The organism is Paenibacillus sp. GYB006, assembly GCF_036577645.1.
In the GTDB taxonomy this organism is placed as follows: Bacteria; Bacillota; Bacilli; order Paenibacillales; family Paenibacillaceae; genus Paenibacillus.
In genome coordinates, this window is the sequence record NZ_JARBDA010000005.1 from 212,074 (window position 1) to 231,709 (window position 19,636).

The following is a 19,636-nucleotide window of genomic DNA, read 5'->3' on the forward strand; positions in this document are numbered from 1 at the left end:
ACGTTGATAGAAGGATTAATAGACCGATTAGTCCATTATGGATTTTCTTTTTTCTAAGATTTGCTAGACAAAGAGTGAATACAGCAGCCATAAGACTCACTCCTTCCCTGAGATGCAAGAAAAGATAATCGATTCCCGATCCAGAAGATCACTAGAATCAAATTTACCAAACTCAAGCACATCTGCTACTTTTCCGTCTTGAATCATAATCAGTCGGTCTGCCCGAGCCGCTGCTTTCATATCATGCGTGACCATGACCACCGATTGTCCTCTTCGATTCATTTCCGTTAGAATTTCAAGTACGGCTACCCCCTGATCATAATTGAGGCTTCCTGTCGGCTCATCTGCAAAAATGACGTCTGGATTGTTTATCAATGCTCTAGCAATTGCAGCTCGTTGTTGCTGTCCTCCAGAGGTTTGAGACGGCAAACGATGCTGCTGTTCGTCAATCCCCATCGCTTTTAGAAGTGAACGCACAGAGTCCTTCACGTGCTTAGTAGACTGCCCGGCAATATATCCAGGTAAAGCAATATTCTCGAACAGCGTAAGATCAGGAACTAAATTTATGCTTTGATAAATATATCCGATCCGGCGGGCTCTAAACTCGGCTAATTGCTTCTCTGTGTAGCGGTCAATTCGCTCTTCTCGAAAATAAACCTCCCCCACAGTTACTGCATCCAAACCACTCAGCAGATAAAGCAGTGTGGACTTCCCTGATCCCGAGTTCCCCATGATGACCGTGAAATCTCCTTCATACACTTCTAAATCTAAATTACGAATCGCATGGAATTGTTCCGTACCTGTAATATATGTTTTACAAAGGTTTTTCGCCTGAATCACTGCCTTTTTCAACAATAAAAGCCTCCTCAAGATAACGTATAATCTCATTGTAGGGAGTATTTATGTATAAATCCTTATCTAAATATGAATGAAATATTACAGCCGTTAAGAGTTACCTTACAGGGATATAGCAATAAAATACCGTTCCTTGATCAGGTACACTTTGAAAAGAAATCGAACCCTGATGTGCTTCTATAATATGTTTACAAATAGAAAGACCGAGCCCCGTCCCAACGGACTCTGGCTTCATTCTCGATTTCCCTTTAAAATACCGATCAAAAACAAAAGGCAGATCCTGCGGAAGAATTCCTTTTCCCGTATCTGCTATGGTTATTTTTAAATGTCCTTGCTCAAGCACCGTACCTACACGAATCGAATCTCCTGAAGATGTATGTTTTAGAGCATTAGAGATTAGGTTTGTTATCACCTGCTCCAGCCGGTTCGCATCGACATGAATCAGTACATTTGGAATATGCTCGGGCTCCATAAAGATCACCCCAGTAGAACGAACGTAATGCCCGACCGGCTGCAAGATTCTAGTTAATACGTCCTTACTGTATTGTTCGGTAAGCGTGACAGAGATTTGTCCTAGTTCCTGTAAGGCGTGCTGTAGTAAATCTTCTGTTAATCGCGTCATTTTCAGCGCATTGTTATGCATCACTTCTACATATTCCATCACAGAGGTCATATCCCGGCATCCTCCCTCTCTTATCATTTCGATATAGGCGGTAAGAGTAGTAAGAGGGGTCTTCAGTTCATGAGAGATCGTAGAGACTAATTCTTTCTGTGCTTGCTCTTGTTCATCTCTCCGGCGGCTATGATGCATAATTTCCATTCTCATTTGGTCAAACATCGCATAAACCTCACCAATCTCGTCCATCGTTGTGTACTCCATTGTATTTTCGTAGTTCCCTTTTAAAATAGCTTCGGAATACTCTTTCAACTGATGTACTCGTCCTATCATATGGGTTCTTATTTTCTTTGCTAGAAGAAACAGCAGGAAGCATAGAATAAGAAACATCACAGTCATCATAATGAACAAAGAAGCAGGCACAGCATAGGATTTCTGTGTGAAGATCTCACTTTCAGGCATAGTAAAAATTGCATTTCCCACTTGAATATTCGTTGTTTCATCAACGATAGGAAAAGCAATGCTATAATTGCCATGGTTTTCTTTTGCGTGATATAAATCGTAATGAAGTTCCGTATTGACATCGATGTTCTCACGTGTATTTTCTTCTAAGGTATCGTATAAGATCTGTCCCTCTAGATTCGTATAGAGTAAGCTTACTTGCTGATCTTGAGCCATGGACCTCAGGGTTTGCTGTAACTTTAAATCATAAGGAATCTGCTTATGATACTCTGCTATGTATAACCTAAGGGCATTCACTTGGAGCCGGACCTGATTAATAACAGCTTCAGAAGCATTATTTTGCCTGCTATAATGCGTGAGGAGCATACCTGCACCGCATCCCCATAGTAGAACAAGACAAGTCATCCCAGCGATCAGCCATTTTCGCATCCAATCCTTCAAATACATTATGTTCTCCCACCCTGACTGGTCTCATTTGTTGAATACCCTAACAAATTATTATGTGAATATTTTCAATTCATATCCATTGCTTCTTTGATTTTAGAACCATATTTTTCTGTAAATCCGTCAAACGCATAATGAACAACTAGAATGTTATCTCGTTTATACTCCGTCACTTTAGTCAATGTTGTAATAGTGTATTCTGCATTATTAACGGCCTTTTCAACTTGGCTCGAAGACTTAAAAAAATATATAAAGAGGGCATCTTCTTCTTCACCATTTACTTTAATATTAAATTGATACGGAACTACATTTTCCATCACTGCATTTGAAGATGGTTGTACCTGTCTTATCTCTAATCCTTGACTTTTAAGAGACGTCTCGAAACTTTCTAAGAACTCATTTTTATCCAAACCTTCTCCCTTTCCCATACAACCAATAGTAAAGAGCAATAACAGAATGCTCAGCAAATTAACCTTTTTCATGCGATCACCACCTACTTGTCCAATTTTTCTCTAGTCATTCGTTTGTACTAAGCTTGTAGCCCACACCCCACACCGTCCGAATATATTCAGGTTTTGAAGGATTCGCTTCCAGTTTTTCACGTAATCTGCGAATGTACACCGTAATCGTATTTTCATCACCATAAGCAGCGTAGCCCCACACGGCATCTAGCAGCTGACTTTTTGTGAACACTTGGTTTTTATGCTTGCTTAGAAAAAATAGCAGCTCCAGTTCTTTGGCGGAAAGCGAAATCTCTGTCCCCTCTTTTGTTACTTGGTATGCCTTCTTATCAATTCGAATCTTTCCAATATGTAAAATATGATCATTACTTTGCAGCATTTGCTGTGTGCCTAGCATTTCAACTCTTCGTAGATTCGATCCAATTCTCGCAAGCAGTTCACGTAAGGAGAACGGTTTTGTCATATAATCATCAGCACCAAAACCAAGTCCAAGCACTTTATCTGTGTCACTACCTCGCGCACTTAATATGAGGATCGGCACAGAGTTATTTTCTCGAATTTGTCGACAGAGTTCGATTCCATCTATATCAGGCAGCATAATGTCTAGAATAATAAATTCCGGATTTTCTACTTCTATTGCTTGTAATGCTTCGCTTCCACTGTATACAGCACAAACTTCATAACTATTAAGGACCAGATAATCTCTGATTACCCGAGAAATATCTTGGTCATCTTCTACAATAAGAATCTTTCGATTAGGGCTCATCTCTACGCTCCTGAACTTGAGTATGCAATACGCATTCATCATAACATATATATCCATTCTACCTAGTAAAAGGAGCGTAAAATAAAAAGCATACCCTGCACAGCCCTTACGCTGTTCAGAATATGCTTTATTAACCATCTCATTACTTAAACGACATTTAGATGTGCTCTTTGCAGAACGTTTCAAGCACGGCCAGTTCATCTTCTTCAAGATCAAAATCAAGATATTTTTCTGTTACTTTTTCATACAAATCGTACTTAATAATTCCCGCTTTAGGCTCGTCTGCTCTATAAATGACGCGAATGTAAACACCATTCTCAGAGTACAACTCATCATCTTCCTCTGGATCAATTACGATTTGGAACTCATATCTTGTCCCTTCTACAATACCAAAGGGGTCGTTAATTTCCTGTACCTCAAATTCTGTAATTGTTAGCATATGATTTTATGTCACCCTTTCTGCCTGTCTTAAAAGATTCATTATAACTGATCTTATGTACTCATACTATCCCTTGGAACACTTCTTTAAAACTGAAAGCTTGGTATTTGCATAAAACTACAGTCTTTTTCGACATTTTCCGATATACTTTACATAGCAAGCCATAGGAACAGGAGGAGAAGGAACCATTGGCTATCTACCAGTGCAGGACAATCTTAGGACAGAATATGCCTAGGAGAAACAGGGGTGTCTACTTGTGACTGATATTGAACTCACAAAAAAAAGAAATAACCGTTTGGTTTTTGTCCTTGCAGCAGCTATCACCGTAAACGAAATGCTTAGTTTTACAATTGGGATCTCACTCCAATTTATACTTCTTGTAATGGGTACCATATTTCTCATTATTGTACCTGTGACCCTTATATCCAATCATCCTAAATTCACTTGGACCGTTCCTTACATAAAATACTTTATTACCCTCGTGAGTGGTGTTGCTTTATTTTTATTAATCAAGATCGATCCCCATATGATCAATATTATGACCATGTATTTTTATGTGGCCATCATGGGCATCTACCAGGATCGAATAATTAATGCACTCACACTGCTCATCACCTTGTCGATCTTATGTTTCTATTTTTTTACTCAAGGAGAAAATATATTTCACTCTACAAATGTTCAGGACCTTCTTTTCTATATCATTACTTTTACTTTGGTATCTGTCGTAAATCTGATGTATGCGCAGTTCAATAACACTTTACAGCAAGAAAAGGAACTAGAAAAGCAAAGAGCATTAGAAGCCAAAAGCGCAATGAAAACCATGCTGACTAAAATTACAGAATCCGTTCAGGCTGCGAGTCAGTATCAGAATGATTTACAGGTGGCCACGTATGAAACCAATCAACGATCGATTGAGATTGTGTCTTCCATTGAAAATATCATTGAATCGTTAGAAATGCAGAACAAACAATCTTTGCTGCTAGCTAATCAGTTCAATCAGGTTAATGAGCAGATTAACAATCTACTGATACCTACCATGTTCCCACATAAACAAAACTCTTTCTTCACAGCTACAGCTGTAGATTCAGCTTTAACTGCACCTCTAGAGGAGACTCTTATTGAGATAAAGTCTATGTTACAGAACCTTGGAACAGCAGCAGAGAGAACAGTAGATATAACCGAATACAACAAAGGAAGCCTGAAAGATGTGCTCCATCTGGTCTCTACTCAACAGCAGGAAATCACATCTTTATCTGAAAGTTTTGCCAAACTCGAAAGACAGCTCCGTCGGATGAATCGAAGAAGCCAACTATAATTGAACACGGGCATTCCGTTTTGGAATGTCTTTTTGGCTACCATTTAAAACGATCTATAATCATATCGGCCACATTTTCAGCATCGACCTGAGTGTTATTAATCCGCACATAATTTTCCCCCGACAACTCTCCTTCTAGCGAATTAAGGCGGTACTGCTTCACCGTATCCAGTAAATCCTGCTTTGAAAAAGTGATGTCCCGCTTGGTTGGTTTATGTTCAAGTCGATTCGGTGTTTGGTTGCGTCTCAGTCGTTCCTCCGTATCTGCCTCTAGTTCAACATAATATATGGATGCCCCCTGCGAGGTGAAAATACTACTAATCTTCTCCACGTAGTCTCGATCCTCAGGAAGGTCTAAAGCCCATACAAACGTAAAGATGAGACCCGTAAGATCACTTTTCGCTGCCTCTTCAAAAATCTCTTTTCGAAACAAGTTCACCAGCCGTTTCCCCGCGGGACTACTATAGCTAAAAAAATTAGAAACCAAATCAATCGTCATATGATTATGAAAAAGCTTCATTCCTGTCTTACGGGCTAATTCCTGCCCTACCGTCATTTTACCAACCGCCTGCGGACCAAAGATGATCACGAATTTCATTGGTTATCCCCCTAAATTATATCCATATTATTCCTATTATATATGGATTATGGTAAGGTTCAAGTAATGACATTGCCACTTCGTCTGTGAAAAAATCATGTTTATAGTAGGAGGTAAACGGACATGTTCTCGAAAAAAGAACCAAAAGATAAAGAAGCCCAAAAACAAGAAAAGCATCAGCCAGAATCGCATCAAAGCCCAAGCGTATATTTGGTTAACGATGCCATTGAAGACTTCGCTAAACGTGGAGGTTTTGATGATCTGGCAGGAATGGGAAAACCTCTAAAGGTTCCAGAGGGGGATGTACTGTCCGGTGTTCTAAAGAACGCAAATTACCTCCCTCCCTGGGTTGAGCTTAGAAAAGAAATTGCAGCAGAAATGAAACTTCTCATCCATAAAATGAATCATATTAACCCAGCGGAAGTAGAGATCGAGATTGAACTTCTTAATGAAAAGATTAAAAACTATAATAAAAAAGTACCAAATCCTGTTCTACAAAAAGGATTTGTATCCGAGCAAACACTTGAAATCAAATATGAAAATCACTGGCGATAATATAGTTCCTCTTATGGCCAAGCATAAAAACCGCCGAGCTGAACTAAACTCAGCCATATAAAAACTGCACCTCCAATGTTAGTTGATATCTAACATTTGGGGTGCAGTTCAAACTCAGCAGTTTAACCTATTCCGCTTATTTCATTGTCATAAACGTTATTTTTTCTTGATCATCACGGTTCTTGAATTCGTAAAAGCAGCAAGTCCTGCTCTACCGTGTTCTACACCAATTCCCGACTCTTTATGGCCGCCAAATGGGAAGTCAGGCTGCATGACTTGGGATTCATTAATCCAGACCGTTCCTGTTTCTAAACGTGAAGCCACGTCATAAGCCAGCTCTAAATCTTTGCCCCATACAGAACCGGCAAGACCATACTTCGTGTGATTAGCACGCTGTACTGCTTCATCAATATCTTTATATTTCAGGAGCGGTACGATGGGACCAAATGGTTCTTCCTGAACGAGCCGAGAATCTTCTGGCGGATTATCTACAATAGTAACGGGAATATAATATCCTTTACCTGCAGGAACTTCTCCTTCATAGGCAATCCGGGCACCGCTGTCTTTGGTCTCTTGAATGAGTTCCCTCACCTTGTCATACTGCATTTTGTTTTGCAGCGGACCTAGACCCGTCTTCGGATCAGAAGGATCTCCTACCTGTATCGTCTTCGCATAAGCGATCATTTCTTCGAGAACTTCATCATAAATCTTTTCATGAATATAAAGTCGTTTTGCATCCACACACACTTGTCCTGTATTCGCAAAAGCTGCCCAGAATAACCCTTCAACCACTTGCTTCGGATCTGCATCAGACAACACAATCGCGGCATCATTCCCGCCTAGCTCAAGGGTTGTCCGTTTTAGATTGTCTGATGCGCTCTTCATTACTTTTTTCCCTGTTTCCGTTGAACCCGTGAAAGAAATTTTATCCATTCCTTCATGCGCTGTCATCCAAGGACCCAGATCATCTCCACCCGAGATGATATTAAGTACCCCTTTAGGGAACAAATCCTTAGCGAGTTCTGCCATACGAAGAGTAGATAGCGGCGTATTAGGTGATGGTTTAACAACGAGTGTATTCCCGGTAAGGAGCGCCGGTGCGATTTTCCAAGCCGCCAAATTCATAGGGAAATTCCAAGGAACAATAGCCCCTACTACACCAAGAGGAACATACTGCAGTACCACCTTATGCTCTTCGGAATCCTCCAATATCTCTTCATCCAGACGCTGTGAGGCGATTGCCCGGTACCACCGGATCGCGTCTTCCATCTCAGCCTGGCTTGCCTGAAGCGGCTTCCCATTCTCATTCATAAGCAGTTCCGTTAATTCATCTTTGTTCTTCTCTATTACGTCAGCCAGTTTCATAAGCAGTTCTGCACGTTCCTCAGTTGGTCTGCTAGACCATGCAGGGAATGCTTCTCTGGCTGCTGCAACCGCTCTATCTAAATCCTCACGTGAGGCATCAGGAACTTCAGCGATGACCTCTTCATTGGAAGGATTAATTACGGGAATCGTTTTCTTCGTCTGAATATACTCGCCGTCAATTAACATGCCTACAGGTTTATTTATTGTAATCGTTTTCATTTTTGGTTCCTCCGTTTCGCATTTACAGTTCCCACACCGGAACTGTTCTTAAAGATTAGGTATAAGAATTGACTCACCAATACACTTATTTCACTTGATTTATGTCATGCAGAATAAACTGCTTCACATCGGGCATACCAGCAAAGGACTTGATGCTGTAGGTGAATTCTACAGACTTCTCAGAATCCCAAGCTTCCACTTTCTCCATGATGCCTTCCTTCAGTTGAAAACATATCGCTTCACCATCTACTTCAATTTCCACAGTATGTGGATCCGCTAGACCGGTGTAAATTCCTTTAGCTTCTATTTTATTAGATTCACTTGTCGTGATCTCGGTTTTATCTTGAATCGTCTCTGAAGTTGTTTCATATATGAACGGCTTTTCAGGGGAGCCTGCTGTGTTGATCTCTGCAGCCGCCGCCTGTTCTGCGTTAAAAGTAGCAACAGCTAACATCAATATACTTCCGGTTAACAAAGTCGAATGATGTTTTCGTCTTTTCATAAGTTTATCCTCCCAATCCTGAGTTAAGCTTACTTTTCATTACACGAAAAAAGAGGGGTTCAATCATTTTTCCGCAAAGAGAGAGTGCATTTCAAGTTTGTTTTTTTGCTTTTCGGCTTTGTTTTTTATCGGTATAATATGAAAGGTTGTAGGTGATTTAATATACATCTAGAGACAATACATACATTCGATTGGGAGAATCAGAAATGCAAAGTGAACGACGGTCATTTAGTAAGTATGAACTGCTTTATATTATTGGCATTGTTGCCATATCGTTTTCCTCTATTTTTGTAAGATGGTCTGAGGCGGAAGTATCTGTCGTTGCCATGTATCGGCTTTTTTTAACGAATCTACTGATGGCCCCATTACTTTATAAATACCGTCATCAAATTTTTCGTTTGAATAAGAAAGAGTGGCTGACTCTTGCTGCCTCCGGTATCATACTGGGAGTTCACTTTCTATTATGGATGAGTTCCTTACGGCTGACTACCGTAGCGAGTTCCACTGTCATTTTGACACTAGAACCGATTTTCGTGATGCTGGGTTCGATGTGGATCTTTGCTGCCAAACCAAATCGTTCGATGCTCATTGGTATGGGTATGGCTGTCGCCGGTTCAATCATTATCGGAGCAGGTGATTTTAAGTTGTCAGGAGATGCCCTTACAGGAGATCTTCTCTCTTTTCTAGGCACGATTGCGGTTGCTATACATATGATTATTGGACAACATGCTCGGAAGAACATTAGTGCTTTTGTATATAACTTCTGGGTGTTCCTGTTCGCTGGTTCTTCCCTGGCACTGTATAACGCTGGAAACCAGATTCCGTTCACAGGATACGACGCCCGCGAGTGGGGGATCTTCCTTCTTCTTGCGATTGTACCTACCCTGCTCGGTCACTATTTATTTAATTGGCTGCTAAAAGTAATGAGCGCAACCACCGTATCCATGTCTGTACTGGGTGAACCAGTCATCGCTTCTCTCTTAGCTTGGATGCTGCTTGGAGAAGCACTTACGGCCCTGCAGCTCATCGCTGGAGTGATTATACTTGCCGGAGTGTGGTTTTTTCTTCGATATGGCACAGATCCTCTTCATGCAGAGACCATACCGCTGGCAGAAGCAGCAGATCCCTTGAATACGATAAGTCCCGTTCCTCAAACCAAAGGATAATGCGTAAGAATATTAATAAATGTGTAGAAGTCATCAAAAGGAGGAAGATGAATGAACTCAATCGTAAGTATGAGATGGGTCCTAGCAAGAATGTATGAACCAGACATCTTTATCGCAGACTGCCGCTTTTCTTTGGCAGAGCCTGAAGCAGGAAGAACCGCTTTTCAGCAAGACCATATCCCTGGAGCGGTTTATTTTAATCTTGAACACAGTTTGTCCTCTCCTCTACAAGATCAGGGACACGGGGGACGTCACCCTCTTCCAGATATTGACAGCCTTGCGCAGCTATTGCGAAAATCAGGCGTAAGTAACGAGACACGTATTGTTGTGTATGATGATCAGGGCGGTGCGATGGCTTCCCGTCTATGGTGGCTGCTGCGCTATATGGGGCATGAGGAGGTTTACCTGATGGATGAAGGCTACAGCGCCTGGAAGGCGGCTGGATTTCCCGTTACAGCAGAGGAGCCGATTCGCATACCTGCTTCTTTTACACCTCAAATTCAGCAGAATCTACTCGCAAGCTTAGAAGAAGTTCGAGAAGCTTCTAAGCAGGGTTCTTCCCTACTCATTGATTCTCGTGAACATGCACGTTATTTAGGTCTTGAAGAACCGATCGATCATACAGCAGGACATATTCCGGGTGCGATCAACTTATTTTGGAAGGAAAATCTTGAATCGGACGGTAGATGGAAATCCCCAGAAGCACTTGCAGATCGCTTCCGTCACCTGCCGAAAGATCAGGAGATCATTGTATACTGCGGTTCAGGTGTCACGGCTTGTCCCAATGTGTTAGCTCTTCGCGCAGCGGGATTTGATAAAGTTAAACTATATGCAGGAAGCTGGAGCGACTGGATCTCCTATCCGGAGAACCCGGTGGCTACTGGAAAAGAGTAACAACGGGGAGATCGTGCTCTTAGCGTTCTTTATTATTTGATCCTATGGCGGTGGATCTCCGAGCTACTGAAGAGAGAAAGTTGGAGTGCGGAGGCTTGATCTTGCGCTCAAAAAAAGGGAGCCTTATAGGCTCCCTCTATGTTAAGCATCGATTTATTTTACTCGGAATGTGCGGCTTCCGTATTTACGGACGAGAATAAGCGAAATAAGTAAGTAAACTAGCGTAAGAGTAACCACAATGACAGTAAAAATACCTGCTGGCGCTCGTACGATAATACTAATACCACTTGCGAACGATACCAACATGTTTATAACATGATACAGCGGATTCTTCACATTTAATTCCGTAGCATATGGCTGAAAGATATAATACATAAACAGATGATGGATAGAAAAAAAGATAGACAGAGATAATACGCACACCCACATCATGAGTATCTCTTTACTCAACCCTTCTCCGCTCGCAGCTAACATGATAACTGATAATACCGCAGCTAGAGTTATTGCAATTCTTATATTGAGGAGCATTATTTTAACTAGCCGAATCCTATAATGCTCAAAAGATGCAGCTCTAAAGAAGCTATACCGCAGCAAACTGAGATCACAGTTATAGAACATAGCTCTGCACATTTTCTCTCCCACGGACAAAAAATACATAGCCAAAACTAGGAAGGGAAAAACAATTCCTTGATCTAGCACTAAAAACTCTTCTCTCTGTGAGAGCATCATAACGACTGCCACTCCCACCGCACCCAATGCACCTATAATGGCCATCCTTTTGTAAACTGGATCATAAATAAGACTGCGATGCCTGGAAAAGAACAACATATTCAGATAGCTGTAGCCTTCCTTTGTTCCGATCTTCTTCTGATGCTTCTCATCCAAGACATAATCGCTTTCTTTGGATTTCACACTCGTTTTTTGTGCCTCCGACATCATACGTCCAAGATCCAGCAAGGGATCATCCCTTTTGGTCGCGGCATCGACAGCCCCACTATAATTGGAATAACGGGCAAGTCGAACAGCTGCGTAAATACCTCCAACCACGATGACCAGACAGATTGGCAGGCTCAGCAGAATCGACGAGGTTACCGGTACCCAGCCAAACAGTAGTGGCAGATAAGCAGCTGCATAGCCAAACCCGATAACGCTCCAAACCATCACGTTATTTTTAATCAAGACCATACCTGTTTTATCAAATAGCTTAAGATGTAGATACTCCATTCCAATCCTCCACAAGGTGACAGACACCACCAACAAAATAGTCTCTGTGATGGAGGCTCCCAGCAGTGAGGTGAATAGCAACATTGCAGGCATGAAATACACCATAAACGTGACATAACGATAACCAAGAGAAGCCTTCATATATCTTGCAGGAGACTGTCTCATTAGCTTCACAGCTACGTACTTCTCCCTTTTCGGCTCCAATATGGTGGCACTACTAACCCCTGCGACCACAAAGCTGAGCAGGAAATAAATATGTATAAAATACTGAAGCTGAACTTCCTCAGAGAGTCCATTACCTAATCCAACTACCGGCACGTAGATAAGCATCCCTACATAGGCTAGCCTAATTGCAAATCCCCATAGCAAGCTTATAAGAAATACGATAATGGAAATGACCTTTTTCAAGTTTACATTGGCGTAGATACTGTCCGTCACAAGCTTGCCGATCACCGGTATCTTCTGGATGTAATAAATGAACAGGTTCGCTGCAGTGGATGTCCGTACGGCAACAAGTGTATTAAGTGTTCTCAGCATAGCTATCAACCTTCAGCAGATTTATAATATTTTGTTCAAATTCCGCACTGTGCAACAACTCTGTGGGTACGGAAGACAATAGTCCATTGTTCAACATGACAAGCTCATCGCATAGATCGGATGCCAACTGTAGAATGTGCGTAGAGAAAACAAGAATATGGTCCTGTTTCATCTCTCTCAACATCTCCTTCATCTCCGATGCCACAATGATGTCAAAAGAGGTGAGCGGTTCATCGAGCAAAATCACCGGTGGTTTCGTTATGAGGAACAGCAGCATTTGTAGCTTGTTCTTCATCCCATGGGAGTAACCCTTAATGAGCCGGTGTCTATCCTCCTCTGACATACTCATCATGTCAAAATAATCGTCGATGCTTTGATCCATTCGCAGCTTATCACGGTTAATATCCATAAAGAACTTAACGAATTCATAGCCAGTCAGGAACTCAGGCAGAATCGGTAGGGAATAGACATAACCAATATCCTGCTCGCGCAGCTCTCGAACCTGTCCATTCTCCTCCAATAACACGTTCCCTCCATCCATAGCCATCTCTCCGCTCAAACAGTTGAACAATGTCGTTTTTCCTGCCCCGTTCCGGCCGAGCAGCCCGTATATCTTTCCTTTTTCAAAAGTATAAGACGCTCCCTTGAGCACCTTTTTCCCGTCAAATTGTTTAACAATATCTTCTATGATCAGACGCAATAACAAATCCCCCTTCAAATAAAATACGATTTGATTTTTATTTCTATACGTAAAAGGAGGCAGTGTAGTTTCATTAACCATTGCGATGGTGTAACTATGTAATGGTATTGTTTTGATTTGGTCCAAAATTACTAATTTATCGCAGTGCTGTGTACTCGGCATTTTCGTGCATTGCTATATGACATCGGTGCCGCGTAGTGATGGAATAACCCACGCAGAGAGCGTGGGTTATTTTTTAGCATATACCGTGTTTTTCTTGCAAAGTCAGCAATGAAGTAGTCGCATAGCAGCGATTCTTTTATCAGTTAATCTACAAATTCTTTGTTCACATTAGCTACAGTCAGAGGCCCGTGATGAGCATCGAAGAAATCGATCACTATGTCCTGAAGGTCACTCCGGGTTGTCTCTTCAGAAAGCGTAAACTCCAATTGACGAAACTGATACCACTGCCCCACTGCATCCTTTTCGTAGGAAGCTATGCCCGTATTGTAATATCCTTCACTGGTGGCTGTCGTATAAGTCGCTGTTCCCCCATCTTCCGCTGCTCCTGCTTGCTGATTCCATTCGGTGAATGACAATGGCTCATATACGGTAAACCCTTGCTCATCAGCCCACTTCGCTTGATCAGGAAAATACGTACCTATTTTAGTAATCGCACAGCCCTGACAAGACCCAGCCGTGTCGCTATAATGGAGCGTTTGCTCTTTATTACTTGGATCGGTCAACGTTACCCCATAAGAACCATTCGCTCCAACGATCGCGGAAGCTTCCCAACCGATGGGCGCAAGCAGCAGATATCCAGAAGCCATGTCAGAACGATAAATCAGTACCGCTTGCAGTTCATCCTTCATCTCAGGTGGAATCTTATAACTTACAGCAGTTGGCGTAAGAATCTGAAAAGGTTCTGACTGAGTACCATCATCCACACTGAGATCGGCTTTTGTTATTTGTAACGGGAGCTCTACTTCTTCACCGTGAGTACCCGAGAACGTGATGAATTTTTCTGTAGAATCGATCAGTTCCGCTTCATTATTCACTGCTGCCTGATTAGGTGAGGTTATTTGGGTAAGAGGCTGCTGTCGATCTGTACCTCCCCAATTACTATAGGTTATATAAATAGTACCAGCTAGTATAAGAAGCATAACAGCGGATATTATCCATTTTTTAAAACCTGACTTTTTCATCGTTCTTTTACCTCCTCTATGCCAGTATCTTTACTGAATAGACTAGTTTATAACGGTAAAAGTTTCATACTCAGCTTGAAATTCCATTATTTTTTTAAATCTTTGATAAATCGATATTACATCATTCAAAACAATGCTGTCATACATAGTCTGTGTAGGCCTCTCATGGTTTGTATGCCTGTCCCTCTTAATCAGACAGTCTAACTCTTCCTCACTAGAATCCTTTATTTTATCAACTTCTTCTAGAATGATTCTCACCGTAGCCTGATCTATCTTTTTCGTTTGCACGCGTAAGAAAAGCTCGTAAATCGAATGATTAACCAATCTCAGGTTCTCTAAAAAACGGTTCGCATCTTTTAGCTCTCTCGTTTCATTATTCAGAAGTATCCGGTCTTCTATCAACGTCGAGATCACAAATAGGTGATGAATACTGTGAATATTGGTCGGATTGGGATTTTTAATAAAGTCATAAAGCTCCTCTATCAGAAACCTAGATGTATCTTTATACATTTGAACGAGGTCCTTTGTGCCTTTTTCAATGCTATGAGAAAGAATAAACCGATTCGCCAGCATCCCTATGCCAATACCAAGGATGACGTATAAAATTCGTTCAAACGTCACCACACCCATGCCACTCACTACTGCAGCAGTTCCTAAAGCCGGAACGGTCGCTGTGAGGATAATCGTGCGATAAGCGACTGCAAAACTATTCAAATATCCAAACAGCAGGATGATCAGTGCGTGGCTGGATGGACTATTAAATATACTGAACAACACAAAGAAGATAACAGCTCCCATTATCGTTCCTTTGAGCCGTTCAGTAAATCGAAACTTTGCAATTTCAGCATATGGCTGTGTTACAGAGAAGATCGTAAACATCATCCATCTTCCCTGCTCAAGTGCAAAGTAATCTGTAATAAAAGCCGCCATCGTAACCGAAATGCTCAAACGAACAGCATAAGTAAATCGCACCGAATTTTTATTGAAATTAGCGATATGAAGATACGATTTTTGAAATAGTCTGGGGATGCTCTCCAATTTCTCGACTTTTCGCAGTTCTTTCTTCTCCGTATTTTGTAATTCCTCAAGCAACTCATAAATCATTTCAAAAGTAAGAAACAATTCCGAAGCGAATTCGCGGTTGGCTGTTTGCTCCTCATTTGGTAGGTATTGAAGCTTCTCCCCATCAAGCGGCTCTTTTCGAATAAAGTGAACTACATTCCTTAATTCTGCCGTCAATGCCTGAATAAACTCATCAATAGGAAGAGATTCATCATATTGATCTAGTAACAGGTGCAATTTTTCGAGACAGGCTGAAATTTTAAGATAGATTCTGCCTTCGTTTGATACATAATAACCATCGACTGTACGATGGTAAATCATCTTTCGTATCTCTTTAATGGATTTTTCAATTGTATGATTGAAATGCAGCGTATCTTTTTGTAATTGAATGGCCTCTAACTTCTGAATGAACTGTTCATAGATTGAAACCAGGAGTTTACTCCCTATTTTCTCCATCTTATTGTTATTAACTAAGAACTGAACTGCCATGATCATGACAGCACCGAAGATCAGAGCCATAATACGAAGCGGCAATGTTTCAAAGGGTACAGGTGTAGTCAAGATAAAAAGATATTGTAAACCGAAAGCAATCGTCAGCGGCTTCACTAGATTGAAGGAAAAGAAATAGCCGACGACAAACATCGATACAAAGTTTAGAGGGATCGCGATCCACATATGGATAGCCGATATGTACCCAAATATCCCTTGCAGTAGATTAACAGTGAGTAAAAGAAAGAAGTTTTTCCAAGGGTTCGCAGTTAAATCTCTATCCAAGTACATAAGCGTTGCGATAACTATAGTTACACCAATCAGCGTGTTGTCTGTGCTAAAAACGGAATTGAACACAAAAATGAACAAAAGGATACAAATAAAAATGATCGTCTTTGTAAGTATACGTTTTTTCATAAGAATTAGCGTTCGCTAGTTCTTGCAGATTTATTCCATCTTAGACCGGAGACTTAAAACTCTCGGACATAAGCACGGTCCGACTTCATTCCTCCCTCATATGTTAGGGAGAAAGGGGTGAACTTTTTCATTATGAACTATCAAAGTACGACCATTAAAAGCAAATGGACCAAAACAAAGTGGCTCTTAGAAAGCACAAGAATAAAAAAGTATATTCCCAGAACCCTTCCCTTTACCTATAACAATTTAAAATTTATGATTTCTGAGTATTCCACTGTTTATTTTAAACCTGTAAGCGGCGCCGGCGGGCATCATATTGTCCGTATCACACAAATAGGCGGCAGCTATCAAACTCAGCACAAATCCGTAAAGAAGCGTTACTCTACCATTGATGGACTCTATGAATATTTGAAAGAACATACAAAAGGGCGAGATTATCTATTACAAAAAGGAATCAAACTGGCCACGGTTAAAGGGAGACCTTTTGACATTCGTGTGATGGTTCAAAAAACAAATCGTGACGTGTGGAAAAGCACAGCCATCTTTGTTAAAATCGGCAGACCGAATTCCGTAGCAACAAACTACAACCAAGGTGGAACTATCGGATATTTTTCACGAACTTTGACGCTAGCAGGATTCAGAAAGACACAAATAAATAGAATCACTGAAGAACTGATTACTCTAGGCGAATCGGTAGGAACTATATTTAACCAGCATGATCCTGGATTTCAAGAACTCGGGCTTGATGTTGCCTTGGACAAGGGCGGTAACATTTGGATTCTTGAAGTAAATACAAGGCCGCAGATCTATCCACTTAAACAAATGAAGGACAAAAGCATGTATTACCGAATTTTATCCTATGCCAAGCAGTATGGAAGAAGAAAATAATGGACTCGGAAGAACAACTACAGATCTAAATCTCCTCATGTTTCCGTTGTTCACATATTTACAGTCTGAATCTAATTCATTATAATGAGTCTATTAAAAGAGCTGCGCAATTTAGGTTTGCACAAAGCGATTAAAGGATATCCTTTCCTTTAGTCGCTTTTTTTGTGAGTAAAAGACAAACGGAGGAATTAGACATGAAGAAAAGAATGTATGACATGGTTATGCTCATCGTTGGAGCATTCATTTTTGCACTTGCCGTCAATTTATTTATTATTCCTAATGATTTCGGAGAAGGCGGCGTTACAGGGATCTCTATTATTCTATTTTATTTATTTGAATGGTCCCCTGCTGTTGTCAGTTTGGTTGCAAACAGCATCTTGCTGATTATTGGATATCGACTGCTCGATAAAACGACTACGGTTTATACGATCATTGTAGTCGCATTTAACGCCTTGTTTCTGCATCTTACTGAACATTGGTATATTGAGTCGAATGAACCGGTTATCAATGCGATATTTGCGGGATTATTTGCTGGAGTCGGCATCGGTCTCATTATCAGAGTCGGGGGAACTACGGCAGGAACAACCATTCTCGCCCGTCTTGCCAATAAGTTCTGGGACTGGAATATCAGCTATGGCTTACTTTTCTTTGATCTCATTGTAGCCGGATTATCCGTCTTTGTTATTGGGATCGAAAAAACGATGTTCACGGTTCTCATCCTCTACATCGGCACGAAAGCGATGGAATTTATCATCGAAGGTTTGAACCCGAAAAAAGCAGTAACGATCATTTCTCCCCATCACGATCGAATTGCAAAGCAAGTAACCGACATTATGGATCGCGGTGTCACCGTCCTAAGAGGTTATGGATATTACACAGGGACAACAAAAGATGTGCTGTATATCGTCATCAATAAACAAGAAGTATCGACCCTGAAAAAAATTGTAAAAGCGGAAGATGTGAATGCATTCGTCACTATTCATGATGTTCGGGATGTATTTGGTGAAGGATTTATTGATATTTCTAAATAGGAATGCCCTTATATTTCATTAAGAATCATACTTAAGTTTCTCACTCTCGTGAAAAATTGTTACAATAGGATATGAATGTGTGAATATAACTGAAGATTAGAATCGAAAGCGAGGCCTATCCATTACATGATCATAAAACCGAGAACACGCGGATTCATCTGTACAACTTCCCATCCGGTGGGTTGTGCACGTCACGTAGAACAGCAAATAGAATATGTAAAATCACAACCGGCAGTTAAAGGTCCAAAAAACGTCCTTGTTATTGGAGCGTCTACGGGATATGGTTTATCATCCCGAATTGTGGCAGCTTTTGGCGCAGGTGCAAATACGATTGGCGTGTATCGCCCAAGCGCAGGAAGTGAGAAACGCACCGCATCTGCAGGCTGGTATAACTCTGCCGCTTTTGAAGCGGCTGCGGAAGAAGCAGGACTTATTTCTTACAGCGTGACAGGCGATGCTTTTACAGAAGAAACGAAACAAAAAACGATAGAAGTCATTCGTGAAAAACTGGGACAGTTAGATCTTGTCGTATACAGTGTAGCAGCTCCTAGACGTCAAGATCCTGCTACGGGTGAGATGGTTAACTCGGTACTTAAGCCAATCGGTGAGCCATATACCAATAAAACGGTCAATTTCCATACCGGAGAAGTAACGCCGATCACGATTGATCCGGCAACGGAAGAAGAAGTGCAGCATACGGTTACCGTTATGGGCGGAGACGACTGGCAGCTATGGATTCATGCTCTTAAAGAGGGCGGCGTACTTGCAGAGAATGCAGTGACCATTGCTTACTCCTATATCGGTTCTGACATTACACAAGCGATCTATCGCGAAGGTTCGATCGGACAAGCGAAAGATCACCTCGAAGCGACGGCCCATACCTTAAACGATACACTTGGAGAAAACGGGGGCCGCGCTTATGTAGCAGTAAGCAAAGCACTTGTAACCCAATCCAGTTCTGCAATTCCTGTCGTTCCGCTATATGTATCCGCACTTTATAAAGTAATGAAAGAAAAAGGACTGCATGAGGGTACGATTGAACAAATGTATCGTTTATTCGCAGATCGTTTATATCATGCTGAAGGCACGGCAGTGGATGAAAAAGGCCGTATTCGAATTGATGACTGGGAGCTTCAAGCGGATGTTCAAGAAGAAGTTCGCCAGATCTGGGATGAAATTTCTACAGATAATATCAATGAACTTTCGGATCTTGAAGGTTATCGGAAAGAATTTTTCCAATTATTTGGATTTCAAATGGACGGGGTTGATTACGAAGCGGATGTGAATCCGGATGTAAAGATCCCGCAAGCCATCACTGTTTCAGAATAAAATAATGAATAGCGATTCGATCGGCCGTTCTTTTTCTGTCGATACGGATCGCTTTTTTATATTAGGCTGTCTTCCTTACGTGACAGTGCATATAGTATTAAAACCAGGATAGACAAGG

The 19,636-nt window shown here is 41.3% G+C and carries 19 protein-coding genes; 7 read left to right on the forward strand and 12 right to left on the reverse strand.

The genetic code is table 11. The annotated features are described in order from the left end of the window. Positions 1-96: 96 nt before the first annotated feature. The 5 genes from PV403_RS14360 to PV403_RS14380 all read right to left on the reverse strand — a co-directional run bounded on the left by PV403_RS14360 (position 97) and on the right by PV403_RS14380 (position 4,043). On the reverse strand, positions 97-855 hold the full coding sequence (locus PV403_RS14360) for an ABC transporter ATP-binding protein (RefSeq protein WP_332085098.1): 759 nt from the start codon (positions 853-855) through the stop codon (positions 97-99). A 97-nt stretch (positions 856-952) separates the two neighbouring features. Further along, the gene (locus PV403_RS14365; protein WP_332085099.1) at positions 953-2,374 is read right to left on the reverse strand and encodes a HAMP domain-containing sensor histidine kinase; all 1,422 of its coding nucleotides are present in this window, start codon (positions 2,372-2,374) and stop codon (positions 953-955) included. A 71-nt stretch (positions 2,375-2,445) separates the two neighbouring features. Then, positions 2,446-2,859 (reverse strand): hypothetical protein, encoded by a 414-nt coding sequence (locus PV403_RS14370; protein WP_332085100.1) that lies wholly within the window; start codon positions 2,857-2,859, stop codon positions 2,446-2,448. A 34-nt stretch (positions 2,860-2,893) separates the two neighbouring features. Further along, positions 2,894-3,604: a response regulator transcription factor gene (locus PV403_RS14375; protein ID WP_332085101.1), complete on the reverse strand. Its 711-nt coding sequence runs from the start codon at positions 3,602-3,604 to the stop codon at positions 2,894-2,896. A 157-nt stretch (positions 3,605-3,761) separates the two neighbouring features. Continuing rightward, on the reverse strand, positions 3,762-4,043 hold the full coding sequence (locus PV403_RS14380; RefSeq protein ID WP_213534217.1) for a DUF6509 family protein: 282 nt from the start codon (positions 4,041-4,043) through the stop codon (positions 3,762-3,764). Between the two features lie 256 nt (positions 4,044-4,299). On the opposite strand from PV403_RS14380, the gene PV403_RS14385 reads away from it, so the two are divergent. After that, positions 4,300-5,358 (forward strand): hypothetical protein, encoded by a 1,059-nt coding sequence (locus PV403_RS14385; protein ID WP_213534219.1) that lies wholly within the window; start codon positions 4,300-4,302, stop codon positions 5,356-5,358. Positions 5,359-5,395: 37 nt separating this feature from the next. On the opposite strand, the gene PV403_RS14390 is transcribed toward PV403_RS14385, so the two are convergent. Further along, entirely contained in the window at positions 5,396-5,956 is a 561-nt protein-coding gene (locus tag PV403_RS14390) for an AAA family ATPase (protein ID WP_213534221.1), read from the reverse strand. Between the two features lie 123 nt (positions 5,957-6,079). Here PV403_RS14390 and PV403_RS14395 point away from each other — a divergent pair, with 123 nt between their 5' ends. Further along, positions 6,080-6,511 carry a J-domain-containing protein gene (locus PV403_RS14395; RefSeq protein WP_213534223.1) on the forward strand — a complete coding sequence of 144 codons (432 nt, stop codon included), beginning with the start codon at positions 6,080-6,082 and terminating at the stop codon, positions 6,509-6,511. A 156-nt stretch (positions 6,512-6,667) separates the two neighbouring features. Here the strand turns inward: PV403_RS14395 and PV403_RS14400 are convergent, their stop codons facing one another. After that, positions 6,668-8,095, reverse strand: a complete 1,428-nt coding sequence (locus PV403_RS14400) for an aldehyde dehydrogenase family protein (RefSeq protein WP_213534225.1) — start codon at positions 8,093-8,095, stop codon at positions 6,668-6,670. Positions 8,096-8,180: 85 nt separating this feature from the next. Then, positions 8,181-8,597: a hypothetical protein gene (locus PV403_RS14405; RefSeq protein WP_213534227.1), complete on the reverse strand. Its 417-nt coding sequence runs from the start codon at positions 8,595-8,597 to the stop codon at positions 8,181-8,183. A gap of 206 nt (positions 8,598-8,803) precedes the next feature. Here PV403_RS14405 and PV403_RS14410 point away from each other — a divergent pair, with 206 nt between their 5' ends. After that, the gene (locus PV403_RS14410; protein ID WP_213534229.1) at positions 8,804-9,763 is read left to right on the forward strand and encodes a DMT family transporter; all 960 of its coding nucleotides are present in this window, start codon (positions 8,804-8,806) and stop codon (positions 9,761-9,763) included. A 51-nt stretch (positions 9,764-9,814) separates the two neighbouring features. After that, a complete protein-coding gene (locus PV403_RS14415) occupies positions 9,815-10,657 on the forward strand; it encodes a sulfurtransferase (RefSeq protein WP_213534231.1) in 843 nt (280 codons plus the stop codon). Positions 10,658-10,810: 153 nt separating this feature from the next. Here PV403_RS14415 and PV403_RS14420 read toward each other — a convergent pair whose 3' ends face one another. From PV403_RS14420 to PV403_RS14435, 4 genes are all read right to left on the reverse strand, one after another. Beyond that, positions 10,811-12,418: a hypothetical protein gene (locus PV403_RS14420; protein WP_213534233.1), complete on the reverse strand. Its 1,608-nt coding sequence runs from the start codon at positions 12,416-12,418 to the stop codon at positions 10,811-10,813. Beyond that, on the reverse strand, positions 12,402-13,118 hold the full coding sequence (locus PV403_RS14425; RefSeq protein WP_213534390.1) for an ABC transporter ATP-binding protein: 717 nt from the start codon (positions 13,116-13,118) through the stop codon (positions 12,402-12,404). Before PV403_RS14425 ends, PV403_RS14420 begins: the two co-directional genes overlap by 17 nt. A gap of 305 nt (positions 13,119-13,423) precedes the next feature. Then, positions 13,424-14,302, reverse strand: coding sequence for a DUF4850 domain-containing protein (locus PV403_RS14430; protein WP_213534235.1), 879 nt, complete (start codon positions 14,300-14,302; stop codon positions 13,424-13,426). Positions 14,303-14,344: 42 nt separating this feature from the next. Continuing rightward, a complete protein-coding gene (locus tag PV403_RS14435; protein ID WP_213534237.1) occupies positions 14,345-16,270 on the reverse strand; it encodes an FUSC family protein in 1,926 nt (641 codons plus the stop codon). A 132-nt stretch (positions 16,271-16,402) separates the two neighbouring features. Here PV403_RS14435 and PV403_RS14440 point away from each other — a divergent pair, with 132 nt between their 5' ends. The 3 genes from PV403_RS14440 to fabV all read left to right on the forward strand — a co-directional run bounded on the left by PV403_RS14440 (position 16,403) and on the right by fabV (position 19,518). Next, positions 16,403-17,158 carry a YheC/YheD family protein gene (locus tag PV403_RS14440; protein ID WP_332085102.1) on the forward strand — a complete coding sequence of 252 codons (756 nt, stop codon included), beginning with the start codon at positions 16,403-16,405 and terminating at the stop codon, positions 17,156-17,158. A gap of 194 nt (positions 17,159-17,352) precedes the next feature. Then, the gene (locus PV403_RS14445; RefSeq protein WP_332085103.1) at positions 17,353-18,189 is read left to right on the forward strand and encodes a YitT family protein; all 837 of its coding nucleotides are present in this window, start codon (positions 17,353-17,355) and stop codon (positions 18,187-18,189) included. Positions 18,190-18,315: 126 nt separating this feature from the next. Then, the gene (fabV, locus tag PV403_RS14450) at positions 18,316-19,518 is read left to right on the forward strand and encodes an enoyl-ACP reductase FabV (RefSeq protein WP_332085104.1); all 1,203 of its coding nucleotides are present in this window, start codon (positions 18,316-18,318) and stop codon (positions 19,516-19,518) included. Positions 19,519-19,636 lie beyond the last annotated feature (118 nt).